A 23,943-nucleotide genomic window follows, 5' to 3' on the forward strand; every position below is an offset into this window, starting at 1 on the left:
TAAATGTTCATTTGATAGCCCCTCTTCATTTGGAATGCGAGTCCAAAATGAAGTAACTTATTTCGACAATAAACCCCTATGAAAGATCGGATTCTTTACAGCTTTCCTGTTCAGTTATTATTACTGCACTTAAGAAAAAATCTAGCCTTACTTCTGATTTGGGGACTTCTTATTTTGATTGTAAGCGAAAACTTTGGAGTGGTATTGGGTATTCCTTTTCTGTTTTTGGATCCGGAATATCTCCATGAGGTTTCTTGGTTAAGTTTTTTCTTGATGGGAATAGGCTTGGCCATGTTTACCATGGCGTTTCACATGACTACTTATATCCTGGAAGGCCGTCGTTTTAAGTTTTTAGCTGTTCTCAGACGTCCATTTATTCATTTTTGTGTCAATAATTCTATCGTTCCTTTTGCATTTTATCTTTTCTACACCATCAGATTTGTAGCTTTTCAACTCAATAATGACCTTCCATCGGATTGGGATGTTGTGTCCCTTTATCTTGGATTTGCTATAGGGAGTATCCTCGCGTATGCTTTGATATTCTCGTATTTTGGACTTACCAACAAGGATTTCTTTTTGATTTTTTCAGAAAGCGTGGATCAGCGTTTCAGAAAAGCCAGATCCGGAAAAAAAGGTTTGCTCAGCAAATTCAAAACATCCGAAAAAGAGGTCAATACAGTGAAGTATTACCTTAATCTCAAGCTTAACCTTTTAGAGGTCAGTCCTGATATTTCAAAGTTTGAAACGGCCCACCTCTTAAGGGTATTTAATCAAAATCACCTACATCTGTTCTTTATCCAGGTGTTTTTGGTTTCGCTAGTTTGGTTTTTGGGAATTTTCAAAGAGCAGGAGATTTTGCAATTTCCTGCTGCAATGAGTGCAATGCTTTTGCTGTCTATCCTGGTGATGGCAGTTGGTGCTATTAGCTTCTGGTTAAGAAAATGGGCTACGTTTGTGGTTTTTTCTTTGATCCTCCTTGCGAATTATTTTTCTAATTTTTCCTTTTTAAACAGGCCACATGAAGCGTTTGGATTAGACTATTCAGCCCATGCGGCCTCATATACCTTGGGTAGATTGGATTTATTGACTCATCAGGATACTGTCGAGAAAGACAAAGAGAATGTGATTCGGATTTTGGAAAACTGGAAAGCTAAATTTCCCAATGATTCTTTACCTAAGTTGGTGATCGTTTCGGCCAGTGGTGGCGGACAACGTGCCGCCCTTTGGACTTTACGCGTTTTACAGGAAATTCATAAAGTTACCCATGGGACTGTGACCAGTCGGTCGGCACTTTATACCGGTGCTTCGGGCGGGGTGTTGGGAGAAGCTTTCTTTCGAGAGCTCTATCTCCGCTCCCAGACTGATCAGTTATTTGATCCTTCGGACTCCATTTTTCTGGACCAAATTGCCTCTGATAATCTAAATCCGATCATTTTTACCCTATTGGTAAATGATCTTTTGATCCGAAATCAAAAATTTGACTACCGGGGGCGTGGATATCTTAAGGATAGAGGTTTCGCTTTTGAAGATCAGCTCAATAAAAACACCAAGGGCATTTTAGATAAGCCTTTAAAGGACTATCGAGAACCTGAAGCCAAGGCTCAAATTCCCATGATGCCGGTGACTGCCTTGATTACCAATGATGGCAGAAAGTTGGTCATTTCTCCTCATTCGATGTCTTTTTTGGGAGTATCTGCGGAAGGGATTTCCGGAAAAGCTGAGAAAAAACAATCCATTGATTTCCGAAGGTTTTTTGAAAATCATGATCCGGATAATCTACGTTTTTTGAGTGCTCTGAGAATGAGCGCTACATTTCCATTTGTCACTCCCAATGTGGAGCTTCCCTCCAATCCGGTCATGAAGACAATGGATACAGGCCTTTCTGATAATTTTGGAATACAAGATGCGCTACGATTTGTCTATGTGTTCAAAGATTGGATTGCTCAGAATACAAGCGGTGTAGTGATGATCACAATTCGGGATTCGGAAAAAAACACAGAGATCCCTGCCAAGGAATTGCCGCGAATTCTAGAAAAAGTCTTTACTCCCTTGAAAAATATTTATGTGAATTGGGATAATGTGCAGACAATTCAAAATGAGGTACTATTCAATTATTTGTCGGAATCGATGCCTTTTGGGGTGGAGCGGATAGAGTTTGAATATGCTCCTTCAAAAATCCTTACTGATTCGTCGAATGGTTACTCGGATAGTAGTCCTCGTGCTTCGCTTAACTGGAGACTGACGGCAAGTGAGAAAAAGTCGATTGTGTCAAGTTTGAATACTAGAGATAACATGCAATCCTTAAAAAGATTAGTGGAATTATTTGGTGACCAAAAAAAATAAGGGCCAGTCAACTGGCCCTTATTTTTTTCAATATACGATTCCTATCCGCTTGTAGATGAAGTGCATCAGCCAAGCAGGTCCAACCATAAGAAATTGCAAATCCTTAAAGAAGGAAGGTTTTTTTCCTTCGATTTTGTGTCCATAAAACTGGAAAATCCAAGCGATGACAAATATTCCAAGGCTGATAAAGGGGAGTTTGCCGGGGAATGTTAGTGCCAGGAAATTGGCAAGAGCTAGGCAAAATGCAGAGAACAAAAACATCCCCAAAGTCAAAGGCACAGAAAGAGATAGGTAGTAAAACAAAACCAATATGATGGCAAAAGTTGCCCAGTTTGCAAAATATCCCATAAATGGGAGCAGTTCGGCTAAAAACCCTGATGGGATACTAAATATCAAACCAACTATGCTGAAAAAAATGGCAGGAACACAGATCCAATGGATCAGTTTATTCGTGTTATTTTGGTGGCTTTCTCCATATTCTGAAAGCAATTCGTCAATTTTTCTCATGGTTTTTTGGGTTTAATTAAGCTAGATTCGGCACAAATTAACCAACTCGCGTCAAATATTAAATCTTCTCAAATCATGTTGAGTTATTGGGAGCAAAAAAACTTTTTAACCTATGACCTGATTGTGGTTGGCGCCGGATTTACCGGGTTGTCAGCTGGCATTCATTTCAAAAAGGAATATCCTAAAGCAAAAGTCCTTATTCTAGAAAGAGGAAATTTTCCAACTGGTGCGAGCACCAAAAATGCAGGATTTGCCTGCTTTGGGAGCTTGACAGAGATTTTGGATGATTTTTGGTCAATGTCGCCGGATGAGGTCGTTGAACTTGTAGAAAGAAGGTACCATGGACTGAAGCAGATCAAAAAGCACTTTGGTGAGAAAGCACTGCGCTATCAGCATCGAAATGGATATGAAATCTTAGATCAAGATTCCCTTAAGGCTGTCGAACAAATCGAGGAAATCAATCACTTACTGAAGAAAGTATTCAAAAAAGAAGTTTTTTCATTGGTCAAAAACCCACTCAAATTTGGCTTTTCTGACCAAGTTAAAGCGGTCATCAAAAATAGATTTGAAGGCGAGCTGGATCCCGCTGCTTATTTAAATTCACTTTGGGAAAAAGCGGGAAGTCTTGGAATTAAGATTCTCACGGGCATTTCTGTCGAAGAGATTGATCAAGAGTCAGGAAGTCTAAAAGCTATTGGATCCATTGGTCAAGAACACCTTGAATTCAGAGCAAGAAAAATTGCCGTCTGTACCAATGCATTTACCAAAAAACTGTGGAAGGATTGCCCGATGGAACCGGGGAGAGGATTGATTTTATTGAGCAAACCTCTTGGTTTTGATTTACCCTGGAAAGGGGTATTTCACATGGATAAAGGCTATGTTTACTTCCGGGAGGTCGATGGACGTCTTTTGTTGGGAGGCGCGAGGAATAAGGACATCAAAGGAGAAAACACAACTGAGTTTGGTGTCAATCAGGCAATCAGATCCCATTTAGATCGATTGGCCAAGGAAGTAATTTTACCCTATCGTGAGTTGGAATGGGACATGGAATGGACTGGAATCATGGCCTTTGGCCCAAAGAAATCTCCTATCATCCAGCAAATTGGTCCAACTACTGCAGTTGCCGTCCGATTGGGAGGAATGGGAGTAGCTATTGGCTGGCAGGTCGGAAAAGAGTTGTCTGAACTACTTTCAGAAATGTAATTGGTTTTTTTTCTTTAGATTCAAGCCTATTTCACATACCTATATTGACTGAATGAAAGGAATGCCCAAAGCTCCCAAAGTGTATGATGCACTGATTCCCTTAGTTTTTTTGATTGTTTTGTTGATCATCAATATCCGAATTTTTGGGACAGACGGTTTAGCTGGTTCTAATCAAATTGTATTGATTCTTTCTGCAACTGTTGCAGGCATTGTTGCGGTATTTAAACTGGGATATTCTTGGGAGACACTCCAAGAAGGTATTGTAAAGAGCATCAGCTCTGCCATGAGTAGTATTCTGATTTTGTTTTTGATTGGAGCACTTGCGGGTACTTGGTTGCTTAGTGGGATTGTACCTGCTATGATTTACTATGGACTTATGGTTTTGAGTCCTGTGATTTTTTTGTTTGCGGCATGCTTTATAAGTGCGATCGTCTCAATCGCCACGGGTAGCAGTTGGACCACTGTGGCCACAGTAGGTGTGGCACTATTAGGGATTGGAAAGGCTTTGGGATTTGAGGAGGGGATTATTGCAGGGGCTATTATCTCGGGTGCTTATTTTGGAGATAAGATGTCGCCACTTTCTGATACGACCAATCTTGCGCCTGCAATGGCAGGGACGGATCTCTTTACTCATATTCGGCATATGGCAAAAACAACCATTCCGACCATGCTTATTACCCTGATTCTATTTATTGTCATCGGACTAAACTACGAGACATCAGGAAGTGTGGAGGATGTGAAGACAATTTCTGCGGTGATTTCTTCCAAATTCAACATTAACCCAATGTTGTTTATCGTTCCAGCAGTGGTCTTGGTAATGATTATCAAACGAGTACCTGCATTGCCTGCGCTGTTGACAGGAGCTCTTTTGGGAGGTGTTTTTGCACTGATTTTCCAACCGGAAATTATCAAAGAAGTAGCATCAGAAGAGGGGGCATACTCATACCTGGGTTTCAAATCTGTCATGATGGCTCTCTTTGGAGAAATCGGAGTGGTTACATCCAATGATATCGTTAATGAATTGCTGGTCACCAGAGGAATGGGAGGGATGCTTAATACGATTTGGCTGATTATCTGCGCGATGGTATTTGGCGGAATTATGGAGGAAAGCGGGATGCTGAAGGTCATGGCAGAAGCTGTGATCCGAAAGGTACACCGAGTCGGTTCATTGATCGCATCCACTGCCGCCACCTGTGTCTTTTTCAATATCACTACCTCGGATCAATACTTGGCGATTTTGGTTCCCGGTAGAATGTATGCCGACGTCTATCGAAAAAGAGGATTAAAACCTGAAAATCTCAGTAGGACTCTGGAAGATTCTGCTACAGTTACCTCGGTGTTGGTGCCATGGAACACCTGTGGAGCTACTCAAGCCTCGGTGTTGGGAGTAGCCACATTGACTTATGCTCCCTATTGCTTTTTTAATATCATCAGCCCGTTGATGACCATCTTGTATGGCTATTTTAATTTGGGAATTTCCTATTACGAGCCGGAAGAAGAGTTGGTATGATCCCATTTAGCATTTCCAAAGAAGAGATAAACGAATTGCCATTAGGTCAATTTGAGGGAAAAATCTATGTGATTGATCGTCCTGACCAAGTGGAGGAAGCCGTGGATTTTCTGGAGGACCAACGAATTATAGGTTTTGACACTGAAACCAAACCTTCCTTTCGCAAAGGACAGTTTAATCATGTTTCGCTGCTTCAGTTGTCTACTTCTGAGCAAGCCTTTCTATTCCGCCTTCATCTGGTTGGGTTTCCTCCGCCTTTGAGAAATCTCCTGGAAAAAGAGAATCTGGTAAAAGTGGGAGCAGCTGTCCATGATGACCTCAAAGCACTCCGTAAACTAACCGATTCCTTTTACCCACAATCATTTTTTGATTTGAATGATGAATTGAAAAAAGTGGGTTTCCACAATGTGGGGGTTAGAAATCTCTGCGGCATGGTCTTGAAAATGAGGATTTCCAAGACAGAGCAAGTCTCCAATTGGGAGGCCGAAAAACTTACGGAAAAGCAGCTTCGATATGCAGCTACAGATGCTTGGGCTTGTTTGGAGGTGTTTCAGGTGCTTCGGCAAGAAGGATACTTGGATGAGCTTTTCAATCGGATTTAACCACCAAACTCTCAATTTCCTCAAGCTTTTCTTTCACCAAAACTAGAATACCTTTCCTCATCCTAAGTGTTATTTGACAGTCTAAGCCAAGGATCTGATTTTTGATTTCAAGGCTTTCTGATTTCACGATTTTCATGACTTCATTCATTTGAGGATAGCCAAATTGGATTACTAAATCCTCCATGACCCTTTTTTCGATGATATCACTGTCTTCAATAGCCATGGAAGCGGAGATTTTGTAGGCTTGGATTAATCCACTCACACCCAGTTTGGTTCCGCCAAAATACCGGACTACTACGATAAGAACATTCGTAAGTTGATGGGATCGAATCTGCCCCAAAATGGGATCGCCTGCAGAATGATTAGGTTCGCCATCGTCATTGGCCCTGAATTGAGTCCCTTTAGGGCCTAAAACCCACGCATAACAGTGATGACTAGCGTCAAAATAGATTTTTCTCAGGATTGCCAATTCGGTTTTGATCTCTTCTTCATTTTCCACCGGGAAAGAAAAATATAGAAACTTACTCCCCTTATCCTTGTAAAGTCCTGTACTCTTTCTCGAAATTGTTAAAAATGCGTCTTGGTCTAATGGTTTACTCATTTGGACTTTGATAAGGAGTCATGAAAATAGAAAATTAACTTTTGGCTAACCGCTTCTTAGTTTGATTTCACTTAATTTTAGGCATGGAGTATACTGATTTTACCCAAAAAATTAGCGTAGACTATCCTTTCCGATTGGATATACCGGGCGTGATAAGTCAACATGGTTCTGTTCATTTTTGGGAGGATCGGTCGCTTTTTCGAAATGGGATCCATCGTTGTTTTTGGATCACTGGGGTGGCGGATGGTGATGTCAGAGGCAGTCATGCTCATTGGCGGGAATGCCAAGTCTTGGTGGCGATTGCTGGAAAGGTGATCGTCAACGTATTGAGTGTCGATGGTAAAACACATTTGTTTAGCCTCGATAAGCCCTCGGAAGGGATTTATATTCCTCCACTTAATTGGGTAGAGGTGGTTTGTACAGATGGCTCGGTAGTTCTAGGACTTTCCGACAGGGAATTTTCAGAAGAGGATTACATCAGAGATAAGGATTATTTTGAAAGACTTCGAGAAAATGTCCGTTAAAATTCAGATATCAGAATCTCTTCCCTTGGATCACCCTTATTTTTTGTCGCATTCTGATTCGTCGGCGGATGTGCAGAAGTTGACCTTTCGTTTATTTAAAAAGGAAAAATTAAAAGCCATCTTACATGTGGTGATTCAACAAAATGGAGAGGCAGTTTCTCTTCCAAATTTGCCTTTCGGTGGAGTTTGGATTCCGGGTCAGATTCATTCCGACGAACTCCAATTTTTCATCAAAGAGATTCTAATTGAACTTCAGCGTCTGAAATGCTCTACAGTTAAAGTTATTCAGCCTCCCAAACCTTATGAAAAATACAGTGAATTCATCGGGAACGTGCTTTTCAAGGAGGGATTTAAACCTGAAGCAATACAAAGTCATCAGTTTTTTCTGGGTAAGAAAAAACTTAAAAGTGAAGTGAAGGCTTTTTCTGATAAGAACAAAAAAACTCTTCAGTCATTAGGTTTAAGCGTGAAAAAGGGGGCAGTCCAGAATTTTAATTTTTTGTATGACATACGAAATTGGAATTCTGAAAGAGGTTACCTGACGTTATTTGATGAGAATAGGCTAATTCATCAAGTTTCTGAGTTCCCTGAACGATATTTTCAAATCAGTCTCATTCAGGGAACTGAACCAATTGCACATTCCTTGGCTGTCAAATTGCTTCCCGAATCCATGTATTATTACCAATCGGCCATCCGTCCAAATTCCAATATTTCCAACGGAGGCGACTTGCTGCTTCAAAGTTTATTTCAGCTTGCGGCAGAGCAAAAAACTGAGTTTATTGACCTCGGAAGTTCAGAGGTCGATTCCGGGATTAATTCAGGTCTGATGTTCTTTAAAGCTCGGTTTTCCAATGATGTAAGTAATAAAGTCACCTGGACTAGGAGATTTTTCTATGAATGATGCAGAAAAAGTAACCGTCATCTGTATAGCCTACAACCATGAGAAGTGGATCTCGGAGACATTGGAAAGTGTCAAGCAGCAGGACTATTACTCCAAGGAGCTGATTGTCATCGATAATGGAAGTACGGATCAGACTTCTGAGCGAATCAAAGAATGGATAGATCAGCGGTCGGGCCATTTGGTAGTCGAGTTCCATTCTTTCAAAGAGCCTCAGCCCTACTGTCGGCTTTTCAATCAGTTTTTGAATCAAACCACCAGTCAATATTTGATCGATCTCTCTGGAGATGATTTATTGTATCCAGAGCATTTGTCTACCTCGATCAAAGAGCTTAGAGGGGCACCGTTTGCGGCGTTTGTATTTTCTGATGCCTATTTGTTGGATGAAAAATCACAAATCCGAACCTTTTACCCTAGAAACTCAGCAGGGGAATTAAAGGAAGAGATCGAACTATCCAATATTTATGAGACGCTGATCAAGCGTAATTTCATCTGCTCCCCCACGATGGTTTTTAATGCTCCTATTCTACGGAAGGAAGGAGGATACGATGAGACCTTGTTTTATGAAGACTTTGATATCCAACTCCGACTAGCAAGAAAATATCCGGTGGTATTTTCAGACCACATGGGTGTTTTGAAGCGACTCCATGGGGAGTCCATGTCATCGCAGCAATATAAAAGATACCAATCCCAAATGCTTCCAAGTACGGTAAGGGTTTGCTCAAAGATCAAGTTGATGAACTTGTATCCGGAGGAAAACAAAGCGTTGGCTGATCGAATCCAATATGAACTTAAGCATGCCCTATGGTCTGCAAATTTTGACTCAGCCCGTGAACTGGTCCAAATGGGAGAGGAGCTTGGAATGAAGGGTTTTTCCTTTTCTCTTTATCGATTATGGGCAAAGAAAGCCTGGGATATTTCTTGGCTTTACCTAAGACTCACCTGATTATCCAACCGAAACTTCTATAAATCGAGGGTTTGAAAAGTAGGTCTGGCCGATCCTGAGTAAATCTTGCGGAGTGACTTTTTTTAAATAATCCAATTTTTGACGATAATAGGATAAATTAAGCCCTGAGTGATGTACCGATTTGAACCTATCCATCAGATCAAAAGAAGAGCTGAATTTGCTGAGCATTTGACCGACTAGGTAGTTTCTTAAAATTTCAAGCTCATCTTCCGAGACAAGTTCTGTACTTAGCCTGTTGATTTCGATATAGACTTCTTGGATCACTTCGTTGAGATGGGCTTTTTGGACATCTGCACCAATCACCCAATAGTTATAATCTCCAAGTTCGACCAACGAAGAGCTGATTCCATAGGTGTGTCCCTTGTCTTCCCGGATATTTTTGACCAGTCTAGAACCGAAATACCCTCCCAAAATGGTATTGAAAACAGAGAGGGCATGGAAGTCTGGATGCGATTTTGAAATTGACCAATCTCCGATTCTTAGACTACTCTGAAGGGCATCCTTTCGTGCCTCATGGATTTTTAGAGTGGTTTGTACAGGTCGATCCAGTCCTTCATCTGTCACTTCCCGTGAGGGGATTTTTTCTAGCCATTTACTTAGATGGTTAAGCTGGCTTTGATCTAAATCACCGGAGAGGAATATTTCGCAATTCTGCCAAAGGTGATTTAGGTAATAATCTTTCAGCAGGTCGGAGGTAATGAGATCAATATGTTCTTCATTTACCTCCTGGCCATAGAGGTGTTCTGCCCCGAAAAGAGCGGTCCTAAATAATTGACTTGATCTCGAAGAAGATTTTTCTTTTTCCAGTTTCAAACTTAATCTTCGTTGAGATTTTCGTTTTTCAAGGTTTTCTGATGGAAAAGTAGCCTGAGTAAAAAGTGAGATGAATCTGGGAAGAACTGCCTCCATGTGCTTTTTGGTACTCAATAGGCTAAAGCCCTCATGGGTATAGGAGAGAACAGGCTGGGCTTCGGTAGCATGAAAGTCGAAAAACTCAGACAATTCCTCTTCTGAAAAATCTCTTGTCCCTTCTAAAATCATTTGAAGTGTGAAAGAGGGGATCAGCACATGTTCTTGGGGGATGCGACCCCGTGCACTTTTCCCAATTACCTCCAGCTTCACGGCTTCTATTCCGGGAGTTTTGAAAAAATAAACACTGATTCCTGTGTTAAGACTAAACTTAACCGGAGAGATTAATTCGAAATCTGATGGAATTTTAAATTCAGGTGCCTTAGATCTGTCTAATGCCATTAATTGGAGGTAATCGAATAGCGAAGCGAAAATCTTAACGTCTCAGCAAGGGGATGATTTTGTACCTGAGGAACCAAGTATGAGAAATCTAAACCTAGACGTTTCATATTAAAACCTAATCCCATGGTGAAATAGCGTCTTCCACCTTTGGTTTTATCTTCATAAAAATAACCTGTTCTTAAGGCAAATTTCTCGGTGTAGAGGTATTCCATTCCAAATGATACAGTGAACTCACTCATCTCCTCTTGAAATCCTCCCGGAGCATCTGAGAACGAACCAAACATCCCTGAAATGAGTGCTCGATTAGGATCTTGACCAGCAGCAATGATTAGATTTCCGTTTTCGTCGGTTGCCAAGGTACCATCCTGATTGGTTCTATAAATTGGTGGTGTCGGAACCATCAGTTTATTTGCGTCTAGGATGAAAGTCAATGAATTGAGCTCATTGAAGTTGATTTTATAAGCTGTACCGATTCTAAGGTTGGTGGGTATGTAATCGAGGTCTTCTGCGCTATTGTAAGTGATTTTGGGGCCTAAATTGGTCAAAGTTACACCCCAGGACCAAGTTCCCTCTTTTGAACCAATGAAGGTTGGTTTTTGATAGTATAGTCCAATATCTGCACCCACGCCAGTGCCCGGTCTTGCTTCTGCTCCACCAACTGATGAAATAGAGCCTGACAAATTAGAATGAATGAATCTTGCTGAAATACCTAAACCCAAGTTTTGGGATAATTTTCTGGAATATGTCCCACCGATGGCAATATCTCTCGGATTAAACTCTCCGATGGGATTGCCTCTTCCGTCGGTCAATTCGATGTCACCCATATTGAAATACCTGACATCGAATCCCCAAGCGGAATTTTCATCGATTTTTTTGAAGCCAGACAAATAATTAAGGGACATGTCATTCACCAACTTGCCGAGCCAAGGTGAATAAGAAAGAGAAAACCCCAAGTCATCTTTGATGAAAGCTAACTTACCTGCATTCCAATGAGCTGAATTCGCATCAGGCGAGGTAGCTACCCCTACATCACCCATGGCAGAATGTCTGGAATCAGGAGCAAAATTAAGGAAAGGGACAGCTGTGGTGATTACCCTTCGGTCAGGATCCTGACCCGAAATGATCACACTATTCTGTGCAAAAGAAGAAAATCCAGCCAAGGCAAAAACTATCGAGAGTATGCTTTTCCTTCCTAAAATGGCCTTTTTATTCATTGAATCACCAGTTTTCCGCTTACAGAATCTGAGGTGAAATCCGATTCTGAGTAGAGCGATAAGTTGTAAATATAAGTTCCTTTCCCTGGATATTTTGATTTGCTCTGGAAAAAAATCCAGTTCCAATCGTTGATCATTTCCTGAGCTTTGACTAAACGTCTGGACTCCGAAAAAAGTATCTGACCAGAAAGTGAATATACTTCTAAAGTAGCCATTAAGTTTTCTCCCGGCCGGTTATGAATAAAATAAAAGTTGCTTTGATCTGAGCTGGGGTTTGGATAAACCAAGTGTTCAAGAATTTTTATTTGCTCACTTCCTCGTACTTCGATCCTAAACTCCAGCTTACTGCTGTTTCCTACATTATCCCAAGCCAAAATCTCCACTTCATTGGATCCTTCTTCTAAGCCTGAAATAGTGAATGCTGCCTCACCGTGTTTGAAATCACCACCTTTCGCACGGTAAAATTCATTAATCAAGATGGTTTTAATTCCATTAACCCGCACCCGAAGAATCTTTTCAGGATTTAAAGCTGAGAGATGTATCCCGCTGATGTCTTCAAATTTGGCAGTGACTCGAATCTGTTTTGAAGAAATAGTGAACGATGTCTTGGATTCTCCCTTTACCTCTACGAGAATGATGGGACCCGCCTGATCTGATGATGGTGCATCGATCGTTCCGTCAATTTTTGCTTGAAGTAGACCTCCTGCATAACTTTTGGTTTTCTCGTCTATAGCTGATATACGAAGGTTTAGGCTAGTCTTTTCTTTTGAGACTTCTTTGGGGATGATCATACGTGTGGTGAATTTCCCGTTATTGATTTCTCCTTCGCCTTTAAACAGAAGGTTGTTTTCCTCTTGAAATTCAAATTCAGGATTTTCGTCGCCTAAGGTTTTTTGGTTTTCCGGGCTGCCCCAAAGTTCTACTTGTAAGTGACCGTTGAAATTGGAGATGGAAGAACCCACCAAGGGTTCAATAATTTCCCCTGTCACTTCTACTTGATCCAATGAACGTAGCGTATCAATAGGATTTTTAGTATTTACCTCTATGATGGAGGAGATTTTTATTCCTAAATCTGGAACCTTGAGCCTCAGACTTGGATCTCCCAAAAGTGAAAAATTCCGATTTAATGGTCCGTTTTGGCTCTTGATTTTGGTGTTGAGATAGATGCTTCCGAGGTCTTGATAGATTCCGTTTTCAGTTTTAAAAATCTCCTGGGTAAAGGCCTGATTCAGTTTGAAATTAATGCTGCTAAAGACAGGCCTTCCAGTGGTCAATAAGCCCATAGCCCCTTTTCCTTGCGCGAAAAGTAGTTCTTCTGCGGCGGACCTCAAGAATGGACTGTCGTGTCTGCCAAATTCGCAGGTCGCTGTCACCCAAAGTGCGAGCTGGTTTTGGGTAGTCCAATTTTCCAAATCAGGCACTTTGAAAATTTCCTCCGCAGTGAGCGTAGTTTCGTTGCCGTGCCCGATGTAGTTGACAAAAAGTGATCCTCTGTCGAGCGATTTTTCAAGTGCTTGACTTATAGCTGTCGAACGCTGTCTTGTTCCATTTTTCACCTGTTCGAATCGATCGAGGTAAAGTTTTTCACTACGGAAAAATGGATGATTTTGAGTTAAATAATTTGCGTGAACCTCTGCATCACGCATGTGAATGGCATTGTCGCCATCGTCTGCTAGGAAAGTCAGGACACTGGATGGGAGGAATTTTTGGTCTAGATTTTCGTAGGAGATAATTTTATCTACCCAGGTATTGACTTCCCTGAAATTGATCGCAGGTATTCTGCCGATTCCTATTTGTAATCCTTCATCACCAGCTGTCGACTCTTCCCATTCGCCTTGTCCCCAATCAATCAGCGCTAAATAGTCATCCGAACTGTAGGTGGTCAAAGGATCCAAGCTACTATTGCTGGTGTAGATGGGGATGAGATTTGGCCTTCCCTTGAGTTTGTTTTTGTAATCGAAAGTCCCTTTGCCCAGAATCAGGACATTTTTGAGCTTTTTTCCAGCGTGAAAATTTGCTGCTATAAAATTCCGAATGGCGGTCACGTCCCGATTGCCATATCCGAACCAATCAAAAATGTCTTGGACAAATACCACATCAGTCGAAATACCTGACGCTACCTTATGAGCTTTTAGGCGCTCAGCAGCTTGTTTGAATTGGGGAACAGAGATAATTACCAGTTCAGCGTTTGAAGGAGTAAGAGGAGTTGAAGCTAGGGTTTGGAAGTTTTTGAGTTCTGGTACATTGGATTCCGTAAATACAACCCAGCTTTTTCCTAAGCCTGAATTTCCAATCCCAAAAGCTTTTGGATTATAAAAATCACTGATCTCCCAGATTTTCTTGTTGGGAATTAGTTTCACCAAACCATCCTTTTTTCCATGGAAAATCCCCTCAGGAAGTTGGTCTCCTGAATAAGGAATGCCTACTGTCACATAGTCCAAATACCCTGCGCCTGAACCCTGAAAGGTAAATCGGAGCTGATTTAGCCTTCCATTTGGAGGAGAAAATTCAAGGTTAACGGTTTCTTCACGACCCTTGAGGCCATAAGTAGTCGATGGGATTGGATTAAAGCTTGTCTCCCTGATCAGCTCATCTCCGGTGAGGATTCTCAGTTGAGAGGTGCCGGAGGATTGGGCCATCAGGTTAGATTTTAAAAGCCAAGGGGCATTTGAGGAGGAGTTGATTCCAAAATTGACAGCCAATCCTTGCCCTTGTCTAATGGGGTCGGAATACCAAGATCGACCCGAGTTTAGGACATTTGTTTTTTCCTCTTTTAGCCATTGAAATGAATACCAGACATCATTGGAAGGATTTGATGAATTTCCTGGGATTTCACTAATCCGCCTTGGATTCAAATTCCTTCCAATCAGATAGTAAAGCGTATCCGTGTAGAAATGATGAGTAAACTCAATCTCTGTTTGCTCATCAAATCTTGATTGGATTGGTCCTTCGAGGTAAAAAAATAGAGCATTTCCGGATTGCCAAGCTGGGATTTCTTGATGGGAAAGCTGAGCGGAATCCAGTTTTTGAGGCAACATACCAGGATAGCCATAAAGTGAAATCTCAGAAAGATTCCGGAAGCCTAGTTGTCGAGCTTTAGTTTCTGTGATTTTGTACACGCCACTCTTGATGACTCCAAACTTTAACAAGGAAGATTGTGCAAATGAAATCGGGCTAATTGCCCCAAAGAAAAATAGTAGAAAATACAGATGGACCTTCTTCCTCATTCACTTCCGATGGCTTGCTCTAAAATCGATAAAGCAATATACGCCAAAATCAAAAGTGGGATACCTGCCAGCTGCATCCAAGCAAAACAAACCAAGCTGATGCCAACCAGAGCAAACCGCATCTTATTATTTCCAAGCTTAAAATCCTTGAATTTGAGAGCGATTAAAGGAAGTTCTGAAATAAGCAAAATCGCGAAAATCCAAGCAAGCCCGACGATTACCCAAGGAGATGTCAGAAAATCGCCAATTGACTCCATTTCCAATCCCAAATGTGGCAAAGCCGAAATAAACAATGCATTAGCCGGAGTGGGTAATCCAATAAAACGATCAGTTTGTCGGGTGTCCAAATTAAACTTTGCCAATCGGTATGCGGAAAGCATGGGGACGATCAGTGTAAGATAGGGAAGCCATGGCAGTTCAGCCTGATCTCTGACCATCGTAAACAACATGATTCCAGGCAGCACTCCAAAAGAAACCACATCTGCCAGTGAATCCAGTTCTTTCCCTATTTCGCTTTGGACTTTCAGTAATCTGGCTACAAAACCATCCAAAAAATCAAAACCCGCTGCAATTAAAACGAAATAAGCACCGTAGAGTAGTTGTCCGTCAAGCACCCAGATGATTCCCATCACACCTGAAAATAAATTCAGGAGTGTAATAGTATTGGGTATGTGAGATTTGATTTTCAATGGAATGCTCTTTCTCCTACGAAAGGATTGTAAATTTTTTCAAATCCAATGGTGGTTTCCGGGCCATGTCCTGGGTAGACTACGGTCTCATCAGGTAAAGCAAAAAGTTGGTTTTTGATTTTATTCAAAAGTAGGTTATGGTTTCCTCCTGGTAAGTCAGTTCGTCCGATGCTTCCTTTAAAAAGCGTATCGCCTGCAATGCATTGTTTGCTTTCGGCGTGGTAAAAAACGACATGACCCGGGGAATGTCCCGGAACAAAAATGACAGAGAGTTTTTCTTTACCAACCCAAATTTCCTGGCCTTCTTCAAGATACTTTTCTGCTTCTGTCGATTCATATCCTTGAAAACCATAATTCGGGGCATAAACTTCCACCGATTTCAACACGGATGTTTCATTGGGGTGGATTTGAAGGGGGATTCCAAATTTTTTTATAGCCCATGCATTTCCCAGCACATGGTCAATGTGACAGTGCGTGTTGAGAAGTTGGGTTACTTTCAGGTTTTCCGATAGGATAAAATCTTCCAATTCCCTTTTTTCAGCATGCGTGAAACACCCCGGATCGATCAAGGTTGCTTCTTTTGATTCGTCATAGATCAAATAGGTGTTTTCCTGAAAAGGATTGAAGGTGAATAACTTAATGTGAAGCATTGGAAAAGTCTTCGTGACCTCAGCAAAGTAAGGAATTATGAGTTTAATTTGGGACATGGAAATTGATTTTTTAATCATTGGACAAGGTCTTGCTGGCACAGCAATGGGGTATCTTCTTCAAAAAGAAGGTTATCGGATATTGGTTTTTGACACACCGGATCAAAATCAAAGCAGTAGAATTGCAGCGGGGCTTTATAACCCGGTCACGGGAAGAAAAATGGTCAAAACCTGGCTGGGAGAGGTGTTGTTTCCACATATTGAGCCCTTTTATAAAGAGTTGGAAGCTCAGACAGGGAAGAAGTTTCTCAATTCGGAAAAAATCTACCGTCCGTTTCTTTCTGTTGAAGAGCAAAATGAATGGATGGGACATTCGAGTGATCCTGAAATCCAACGATTTGTAGAGGCAATTTTTACAGAAAGCCAATACAAGGAGTTGAAAGATCCCTTCGGTGGAGTTTTGCTGAAGATGGCGGGTTGGTTGAATATCAATGAACTGCTTGAGAGCATGTCTTCCTATTTTGGAGAAAGAGTAGTATTCGAAAACTTTGAAGAAGATAAGCTGAAAAAGACCTCCGCAGGTTGGGAATACAAAGGGATTCATTCCAAAAATCTGGTTTACTGTAGTGGTCTTGGAGCCATGAAGTCACGTTTCTTCTCTTTTTTGCCCTTTGCACCAGTTAAGGGGGAAATCCTCGAAGTGAAGCAGGACTTTTTTCCTGATTACATAGTCAATCGGGGAGTTTTTAGAGTCCCATTGGAAAATGGAACAATTCGAGTTGGGTCCACCTACACATGGCACGACTTGGATCAAGGACCAACCGATTCCGCCAAAAAGGAGCTGTTGGAAAAATTGGAGGAACTAGTAAAGGTGGGAGTTTCAGAGGTAACCTCGCATAAGTATGGGATTCGGCCCGCTACCAAAGATCGAAAACCATTTTTGGGTAAACATCCGACGGATCAAAGCGTTTACATCTTCAATGGTTTTGGGGCCAAAGGTGTTTCCTTAGTTCCTTACTTTAGTCTGATGATGAGAGACTTTATTCTACACTCAAAGCCTTTGCTTAAAGAAGTGGACATCTCTAGGTATTTTAAGTATATTTAAAACTTATCAATTCTGTCTCGAATGCGAATTCTGGTCTTTCGATTCCTGTTTTTAGTTACGTTTTTTCTTGGGATATCTGGTGCTGAGGCTCAGTTTGACCAAGAGCGATTTGGAAAAAACAGGGTACAGCACAAAGAAATCAACTGGTATTTCTACTCTTCCAATAATTTTGAAGTCTACTACTACGATAGAGGTGGACCCAATGCCAAAATGGCTATTGATTTTTTGGAGGCAGAGTTTGATAAAATCACCCAAAACATCGGATACGTCGCTTATACAAAGCCAAAAATTTACATTTACAATTCTCCGGAGGAGAGGCTCCAGAGCAATTTAGATCTGAATGCTCAGCAATACACCGAAGAGGGTCAGACCAAATTTACCCGACTGATTGCCGAAGTAGCCTATCGTGGCCGTATGGATCAGTTTAAGGAGGATGTGATTTTTGCTACAGCCAAGGTCATTATTCGAGAGATGCTGTATGGTGCTTCAGTGGCTGATGCTTTTCAGGCTAATTTGATCAATGATTTTCCGGATTGGTATGTGGATGGGGTTGCGCTTTACCTGGCCAAAGGTTGGAGTAGAGAAATGGATGATTTTACCCGCCAGTTTTTAAAAGATAATACAAGTCCTAAAATCCATAACCTGACAGGAATAGAAGCAGGATTGGTTGGTCAGTCTATATGGAATTACATTTCTGAAAAATACGGTCGAAGATATGTCTCCAGTATTCTCAATCTTTCCAGAATCAATAGAAATGAGGAAAATAGTATCGCCAATACCATTGGGCTGAACATCAAGACTTTTTTCAATGACTGGCAGCAGTTTTACTTGAAAGTCAACGAGCCGGTTTACAATTCCTTCAAAAATGTAAATTCCAAAAATGCCATTGCTTCTACTTCTTCCAGAGTAGATGGAGCGATATCTGATGTCAAGTTCAGCCCTGATGGTCTGAAGCTGGCTTATGTGCTCAACAATGCCGGTAAATTCAAAGTGATTGTTAGAGATCTCTCTTCAGGCTCTGAACAAACTGTCTATCAAGGCGGGGCAAAGTATGAAGAACTTCCTCCTAATTTGAGTTCACCAATTATTGCTTGGAGAGATTCAGCCAATATTGCCATTGCATCTTTCAAAAGAGGGTTTACTACGCTGCGTCAGCGCTCCATTGACGGCACATCTCAGGATAAAATTTTTCTGAGAAACATCACTCAGATTTTGAGTCTGGATTTCAATGATTCAGGTCGAAATATGGTATTGTCCGCGATTTCTAACGGGAGAACGGATATTTACACGTTAAACGTAAGAGGTCAGGGTAAGCGATTGACCAATGATATTTTTGATGACCTTACCCCGGTATTTTTAAATGATTCAACGATCATTTATTCCACAAATTTTACAGAGTTACCCGATTCAGTGCTCACCACCACACCGGATATCAAAGTATTGCCAACCCAGTTCAATTTGTACATGGCTCAAGTCCTAAAGGACACCACCACATTTTCCAAGTTGACCAATGCGAACAGTAAAAACTTGATGCCCCGAAAGCTGAATAGTAATTCCATTCTTTATTTGAGTGATTTGAGTGGGATCACCAACATCATGCGGCATAGCATAGGAAATCAAATTTCCAGTCAAATCTCAGCTTATGACAAGAGCGTGGAATTATTTGATGTGACGAATAGGATGAACAAAATTGCCTACGCTGTCCGTAATGGAAAAGAGTCCTATCTGTTTGTGGAAGGTTTCAGTGGCGTGGATCAGTTTACACCCAGCACCCCTCGTGTGCAGCTTGCTCAGGCGAAGGATCTGAACGAAAGACTTGCGGCGAGAAGATTACTTGAAGCAAAAAATTCTCCTTCACCAGTTCCTACCCCTCCAGTTTCGCAGCCCGAATTTGCATCACCCCCAGTTCAGGTGGATACGTTGGCCAAAAAGACTTCTGCTATCAGCTTGGATAGATTAAGATTTGAATCCAAAAAAGGGGTCAATACGGAGGATTACACTTTTGATTCTCTTCCTTCCACAAATCCAACTCAACAAACAGAGGGAGCAAATAGGACAGATGGAAGATCTAATCTCTTGGAAGCATTCAGAAAGCAGAGCCTTTTGAAGAAAGTTTCTGGTCCCAGACAGATGGAACCTCAGTTTTTCACCAATAACATCAATACCCGAGCAGTGGTTGATCCTTTAAGAGGATTCGGTATTAGCCTCAATGGGAAAATGACCGATATTCTCGACAACCATGTATTTATGGGTGGAATCATGACGTCTTTAGACTTTAATTCAGGAGGTGATGTGTATTTTGAATATGAATACTTAAAGTCAAGACTTGATTTTAGAGGCAGATATGACCGTAAAACGGTAAGGCTTACAGAAGATGATATCACTTTTCAGAAGTATGTCTTGACAAAAGTTGAAGCTGGAGTTTCTTATCCTTTCAATATCCATTCTAGAGTTTATGCTGCTCCTTTTCTGGCAAAAACCCAGTATTTTAACCTCAACTCAGATTCAATTACTTACGGAAAGGTGCCTGAGCAAAACCGGTTTGATGTAAATTATTTGGGGGGAAAGGCTGAATTCGTTTATGACAGAACTGAGCCTATGGGACTTTACACTTTCACGGGCACCAAAGGAAAGATTGGCTTTACGCATTATCAAGGTTTGAATCACGGAGATCGATCCTTCAGCAATTTTTACCTGGATTTCCGTAATTATCAAAAAATCCATAAAAACATCGTGTTGGCTTCAAAGCTCTATTATGGATCATTTATGGGAGCAAATCCTCAGAATTACCTGGTAGGAGGAATGGATAACTGGCTTTTCAATGAGTTTTATAATCCGCCGATCAATAGACCTGAGCCATCTCCTGTAAGGAATCCATCAGGGGTAGAAAACTCAAATGTCCTTTTTGCAGACTTCGTTGATCTTCGTGGATATGATTATGATGAAATTAGAGGTAGAAACGTGTTTACATTTACTACTGAACTCAGAATTCCGGTATTCTCTTACCTGACTCGGGGAAGCATTACATCCAATTTTGTGAGAAATTTCCAATTGGTAGGATTCTATGACTTAGGTTCTGCTTGGAATGATGCAGCACCTTGGGAAAGGGTAAATGATCAAAATACAGAAGTGATCAACACTACAGGTTCCCCCTTTGTCATAGTTTTAAATAATTTCAATAATCCATGGCTTCAAAGTTATGGTGCTGGTCTAAGAACAGTTCTACTGAACTACTATGTCAAATTTGATGTAGCACGCCCCGTTCGAAATTATCAGACAGAGGATCTCAAGTTTTATTTTACCTTGGGATATAATTTCTAATCCACCCACTCATGATTAAATCCATGACTGGCTACGGCGTAGCCGGCTTTGAAAATGATCGGATGACTATTCATGTAGAAGTTCGATCATTGAATTCCAAATTTTTGGATCTGTCACTTCGTAGTCCGAGACAGTTTTCTGACAAAGAGCCTGAAATCAGGGCAATGGTCCAGCAAGTATTGGATCGAGGTAAAGTCAGCCTTTCTATTGAGTTTGTATCCAAAGAGGGGCAAGATCTGCCTGTCTCGATTAACGAAGAGCTTTTCCAGACTTACTATCAGCAATTCAATAAATTGTCTGCCTTGGTAGGAGAAAAACCTGCAGACTTATTCAAGCTTGCTCTTCAAGCCCCTAATGTCATTACTTCGGTTTCGGGTGATAAGGAGGATGTGGATGCTTGGGATCAGGTCAAAAAAGTCATATCCTCAGCCTTAGAGAAGTGTGAAAAATTTAGAAATGATGAAGGAGAAGTATTGGGCCAAAAGTTGAATGAAAATATTCAAATCATCATTGAAGGTCTTGAGGCCATAAAAGTACTTGATCCCATTAGAAAAGATCGCATCAAGAATAGGATTAAGGGGCACTTTCAGCAATGGCTAGAAGAAAACTCTTTTGATGCCAATCGCTTTGAGCAGGAGATGATTTATTACTTCGAAAAGATCGACATCACCGAAGAATTGGTTCGTTTGGAAACACACCTTAATTACTTCCTAAAGACAATCGATATTGAATCTGCTCAGGGTAAAAAGCTTGGATTTATATCTCAGGAAATCGGGAGGGAAATAAATACGATTGGATCCAAGGCGAATGACGCTGAGATTCAGAAGTATGTCATACGCATGAAAGATGAGCTGGAGAAAATCAAGGAACAATCATTGAATGTACTATAAAAGCAAAAGGGCCAATTTAAGGCCCTTTTGCTTTTATTAGGTTAATTCAACTTGAATTTGATAGGAATGGTCATTCTTGATCTAACTGCCCGGCCACCATTTTTTCCAGGATTCCAATTCGGTGAGTTTTTAATGACATTTAGGGCCGCTTGGTCTAAACCCTCACTTGCTGATCGCACGATTTCCACGTCTTGGATTGATCCATCAGTATTTATCACAAATCTTAGGATCACGGTGCCTTCAATCCCAAGCTTTTGTTCCTGACGGGGGTACTTTAGATTGTCCTTTAGGTAAGTATACCATGCTTCCATTCCGCCTTTAAATGAGGCCATTACTTCAGTGAAGTCCACAATTTCCGGAGCTGTTTCCTTGGGTGGCTCCTCCAGCTCGATTGGTGCTATCGGATCATTACCGGGTAGATCAATATCAATAATGGGGAATTCCTGTGGATTGAGTTTTATTGTATTATCGATTTCCTTGATTTGTGTCGGCAGTACCGGTGGAGCAGGGGGTGTGATTATCGTAATTGGTGGCAAGAAATCTTCTTCCCAATTGCTGTTTTGATCTGTGATTGTGATCAGAGGAGTATCCTCATATGCTTTCCATTCGAAAGCCACCAACACTGCGCCGATTGACATAGCCAATCCTAAATGGGTTAAGGCACCTTTCCATTTTGAAAGATCCTTGGAGGGATTTTTTTTGTGTTCCATGGCAGTAAGGTTTTTTGTATAGAGGAATATACTCTTTACTCCTTGGATTCACTTACTGATGTAACATATTTTAACTAATTAAAAAGTAAATATTTATTCTGATGACTTTCGAAAACAAAATGTTTATAAACTGTAAGAAGAAATTGGCAAAAAAAAGAGGCTGTTTTAAACAGCCTCTTTCGAATTAGCTAAGCTTAAATCGGATCGGAAGTCTCATACGAGTACGTACTGCACGTCCTCTTTGCTTTCCTGGTTCCCATTTAGGAGCATTTTGTACAACTTTTACAGCTTCTTCGTCACAACCGCCACCGATTCCTCTCAAAACTTCTACGTCTTGAATAGAACCATCTGTGTTGATAACGAATACTACGATTACGGTACCTTCAATACCCATTCTTCTCGCTTGAGTTGGATATTTAAGGTTTTTGGAAAGGTACTCATTCCAACCTGACATTCCACCCGGAGGATTAGGCTGTGTTTCCACCACGTCAAAGATTTCGTCTGCCTTTTCTACAACAGGAGCTTCAGCAATTACTACTTCCTTGATAACCGTAGTTTCTTTCACGTCCACGTCAAAGTTAACTTCGATCTTTTCTTCGATTTTTACCTCATCAGGAATCTCCTCAATGATAGGCTGTTCCATCGGTGGTGGTGGCGGTGGTGGTGGTGGCTGTTCGGTGATAGGCACATCGAGCAATTCTTCGAAGTTGTCATTCACGTTACCCAGGTCTTTAAGCCCCGAGTCATCGTAAGACTTGTATTCGAAGGCAGCAAGTGTGAGACCTACAGCAACTGCCAAACCAAGGTTGGTGAACATACCTACCTTCTTGGTTAAGTCAGCACTAGGAGTCTTTTTTACTTCCATGGCGAATTTGGTTTATACAGGTTAATTCTTTCTTATTTAAGTAACAAGTGTAATAATAATCGTAGATTATTCCAAAATGAATTTAATGGACGGCCATCTTAAATATGCCAAAAACCCAATAGATCCTCCAAAAATATTGACTATCAAATCCATCCATTCAAATGCTCGATTGGGGATTAATAGCTGTGCAGTCTCTAGGAAGATCCCTATTAAAATTCCAAACATGGCAAAGTTGAACCAGAGCCGCTTATTTGTTGGAATTTTCCCTGACTTGTCTACCCCAATTCCACACCATAGGTAGGACTGAGTGATGAAACAAAGCAGATGGATGAGTTTATCCTGGAAATCAAACAGATTCACATCCGGTAAGCTTTTTCCTGGAGTCAGCATTGCCAGGGAAAGGAAGATTAACCAAGAAACCGCTAGGAATAATCTCACGAGTAAAAATTACTCTCCAATTAATTCTTTGTAAGAATCGGCATCCATTAAGTCGGAAGGAAGATCTCCACTAATTTTCACCTTTACCATCCAGCCGTTTTCATATGGAGATTCATTTACCATTTCAGGTGATGATTCCAATTCTGAATTGAACTCAAGAATTTCTCCAGTCAGAGGCATGAAGAGGTCAGAAACTGTCTTAACAGCTTCCACTGTTCCAAATACTTCGCCGGCTTCAATGGTCTCACCGACCGTCTCTACTTCTACATAGACAATGTCACCCAATTCTTTTTGAGCAAAGTCTGTAATGCCGACTGTAGCAATGTCTCCTTCAATTTTGACCCATTCGTGGTCTTTGGTGTACTTAAGTTCTTGTGGGAAATTCATATGGGTATTTATTCAGTTCGTCAAAATTAAAAGGAATCAAATGA

21 protein-coding genes are annotated in these 23,943 nt (G+C 41.1%); 10 read left to right on the forward strand and 11 right to left on the reverse strand.

Annotated features, from left to right (window positions below; genetic code table 11):
• Positions 1-78 precede the first annotated feature (78 nt).
• The gene (locus ACFPIK_RS12200) at positions 79-2,343 is read left to right on the forward strand and encodes a patatin-like phospholipase family protein (protein WP_377915627.1); all 2,265 of its coding nucleotides are present in this window, start codon (positions 79-81) and stop codon (positions 2,341-2,343) included.
• Between the two features lie 27 nt (positions 2,344-2,370).
• Here ACFPIK_RS12200 and ACFPIK_RS12205 read toward each other — a convergent pair whose 3' ends face one another.
• Entirely contained in the window at positions 2,371-2,850 is a 480-nt protein-coding gene (locus tag ACFPIK_RS12205) for an Mpo1 family 2-hydroxy fatty acid dioxygenase (RefSeq protein ID WP_377915629.1), read from the reverse strand.
• A 75-nt stretch (positions 2,851-2,925) separates the two neighbouring features.
• On the opposite strand from ACFPIK_RS12205, the gene ACFPIK_RS12210 reads away from it, so the two are divergent.
• Genes ACFPIK_RS12210 through ACFPIK_RS12220 form a run of 3 tightly spaced genes read left to right on the forward strand, consistent with a single transcriptional unit; the run spans position 2,926 to position 6,165 of the window.
• Entirely contained in the window at positions 2,926-4,053 is a 1,128-nt protein-coding gene (locus ACFPIK_RS12210; RefSeq protein ID WP_377915631.1) for an NAD(P)/FAD-dependent oxidoreductase, read from the forward strand.
• A gap of 52 nt (positions 4,054-4,105) precedes the next feature.
• Entirely contained in the window at positions 4,106-5,563 is a 1,458-nt protein-coding gene (nhaC, locus tag ACFPIK_RS12215; RefSeq protein ID WP_377915633.1) for a Na+/H+ antiporter NhaC, read from the forward strand.
• Entirely contained in the window at positions 5,560-6,165 is a 606-nt protein-coding gene (locus ACFPIK_RS12220) for a 3'-5' exonuclease (protein WP_377915635.1), read from the forward strand. The genes nhaC and ACFPIK_RS12220 overlap by 4 nt, the downstream gene beginning before the upstream one ends.
• Here ACFPIK_RS12220 and ACFPIK_RS12225 read toward each other — a convergent pair.
• The gene (locus ACFPIK_RS12225) at positions 6,152-6,766 is read right to left on the reverse strand and encodes an IMPACT family protein (RefSeq protein WP_377915637.1); all 615 of its coding nucleotides are present in this window, start codon (positions 6,764-6,766) and stop codon (positions 6,152-6,154) included. The genes ACFPIK_RS12220 and ACFPIK_RS12225 overlap by 14 nt on opposite strands.
• A gap of 83 nt (positions 6,767-6,849) precedes the next feature.
• Here ACFPIK_RS12225 and ACFPIK_RS12230 point away from each other — a divergent pair, with 83 nt between their 5' ends.
• From ACFPIK_RS12230 to ACFPIK_RS12240, 3 genes are read left to right on the forward strand one after another with little or no spacing between them, the layout of a single operon-like run.
• Positions 6,850-7,290: a sugar 3,4-ketoisomerase gene (locus ACFPIK_RS12230; RefSeq protein ID WP_377915639.1), complete on the forward strand. Its 441-nt coding sequence runs from the start codon at positions 6,850-6,852 to the stop codon at positions 7,288-7,290.
• On the forward strand, positions 7,280-8,191 hold the full coding sequence (locus ACFPIK_RS12235; RefSeq protein ID WP_377915641.1) for a hypothetical protein: 912 nt from the start codon (positions 7,280-7,282) through the stop codon (positions 8,189-8,191). Before ACFPIK_RS12230 ends, ACFPIK_RS12235 begins: the two co-directional genes overlap by 11 nt.
• Entirely contained in the window at positions 8,184-9,134 is a 951-nt protein-coding gene (locus ACFPIK_RS12240; RefSeq protein WP_377915643.1) for a glycosyltransferase, read from the forward strand. The genes ACFPIK_RS12235 and ACFPIK_RS12240 overlap by 8 nt, the downstream gene beginning before the upstream one ends.
• Here the strand turns inward: ACFPIK_RS12240 and ACFPIK_RS12245 are convergent, their stop codons facing one another.
• Genes ACFPIK_RS12245 through ACFPIK_RS12265 form a run of 5 tightly spaced genes read right to left on the reverse strand, consistent with a single transcriptional unit; the run spans position 9,135 to position 16,186 of the window.
• Complete coding sequence (locus tag ACFPIK_RS12245; RefSeq protein WP_377915645.1) at positions 9,135-10,406, reverse strand: M16 family metallopeptidase; 1,272 nt, start codon at positions 10,404-10,406, stop codon at positions 9,135-9,137.
• Positions 10,406-11,620 (reverse strand): type IX secretion system outer membrane channel protein PorV, encoded by a 1,215-nt coding sequence (gene porV, locus ACFPIK_RS12250; protein WP_377915647.1) that lies wholly within the window; start codon positions 11,618-11,620, stop codon positions 10,406-10,408. The genes ACFPIK_RS12245 and porV overlap by 1 nt, the downstream gene beginning before the upstream one ends.
• Positions 11,617-14,847: a type IX secretion system sortase PorU gene (gene porU, locus ACFPIK_RS12255; protein ID WP_377915649.1), complete on the reverse strand. Its 3,231-nt coding sequence runs from the start codon at positions 14,845-14,847 to the stop codon at positions 11,617-11,619. Before porU ends, porV begins: the two co-directional genes overlap by 4 nt.
• Entirely contained in the window at positions 14,844-15,476 is a 633-nt protein-coding gene (locus ACFPIK_RS12260) for a CDP-alcohol phosphatidyltransferase family protein (protein WP_377915651.1), read from the reverse strand. Before ACFPIK_RS12260 ends, porU begins: the two co-directional genes overlap by 4 nt.
• A gap of 56 nt (positions 15,477-15,532) precedes the next feature.
• On the reverse strand, positions 15,533-16,186 hold the full coding sequence (locus tag ACFPIK_RS12265) for an MBL fold metallo-hydrolase (RefSeq protein ID WP_417281686.1): 654 nt from the start codon (positions 16,184-16,186) through the stop codon (positions 15,533-15,535).
• A gap of 37 nt (positions 16,187-16,223) precedes the next feature.
• Here ACFPIK_RS12265 and ACFPIK_RS12270 point away from each other — a divergent pair, with 37 nt between their 5' ends.
• The 3 genes from ACFPIK_RS12270 to ACFPIK_RS12280 are packed head-to-tail and all read left to right on the forward strand — an operon-like array spanning position 16,224 to position 21,499.
• Positions 16,224-17,288, forward strand: coding sequence for an NAD(P)/FAD-dependent oxidoreductase (locus ACFPIK_RS12270; protein WP_377915655.1), 1,065 nt, complete (start codon positions 16,224-16,226; stop codon positions 17,286-17,288).
• Between the two features lie 21 nt (positions 17,289-17,309).
• Entirely contained in the window at positions 17,310-20,609 is a 3,300-nt protein-coding gene (locus tag ACFPIK_RS12275; protein ID WP_377915657.1) for a biopolymer transporter Tol, read from the forward strand.
• A gap of 11 nt (positions 20,610-20,620) precedes the next feature.
• On the forward strand, positions 20,621-21,499 hold the full coding sequence (locus ACFPIK_RS12280; RefSeq protein ID WP_377915659.1) for a YicC/YloC family endoribonuclease: 879 nt from the start codon (positions 20,621-20,623) through the stop codon (positions 21,497-21,499).
• A gap of 41 nt (positions 21,500-21,540) precedes the next feature.
• Here the strand turns inward: ACFPIK_RS12280 and ACFPIK_RS12285 are convergent, their stop codons facing one another.
• The 4 genes from ACFPIK_RS12285 to gcvH form a co-directional block, all read right to left on the reverse strand.
• Positions 21,541-22,209 carry an energy transducer TonB gene (locus tag ACFPIK_RS12285; protein WP_377915661.1) on the reverse strand — a complete coding sequence of 223 codons (669 nt, stop codon included), beginning with the start codon at positions 22,207-22,209 and terminating at the stop codon, positions 21,541-21,543.
• 184 nt (positions 22,210-22,393) lie between these two features.
• Positions 22,394-23,074, reverse strand: coding sequence for an energy transducer TonB (locus tag ACFPIK_RS12290; protein ID WP_377915663.1), 681 nt, complete (start codon positions 23,072-23,074; stop codon positions 22,394-22,396).
• Between the two features lie 66 nt (positions 23,075-23,140).
• A complete protein-coding gene (locus ACFPIK_RS12295) occupies positions 23,141-23,512 on the reverse strand; it encodes a VanZ family protein (protein WP_377915665.1) in 372 nt (123 codons plus the stop codon).
• A 9-nt stretch (positions 23,513-23,521) separates the two neighbouring features.
• Positions 23,522-23,899, reverse strand: coding sequence for a glycine cleavage system protein GcvH (gcvH, locus tag ACFPIK_RS12300; protein WP_377915667.1), 378 nt, complete (start codon positions 23,897-23,899; stop codon positions 23,522-23,524).
• Positions 23,900-23,943 lie beyond the last annotated feature (44 nt).

Origin of the sequence: Algoriphagus aquatilis (genome assembly GCF_042657405.1) — a bacterium.
Lineage (GTDB): Bacteria > Bacteroidota > Bacteroidia > Cytophagales > Cyclobacteriaceae > Algoriphagus > Algoriphagus aquatilis.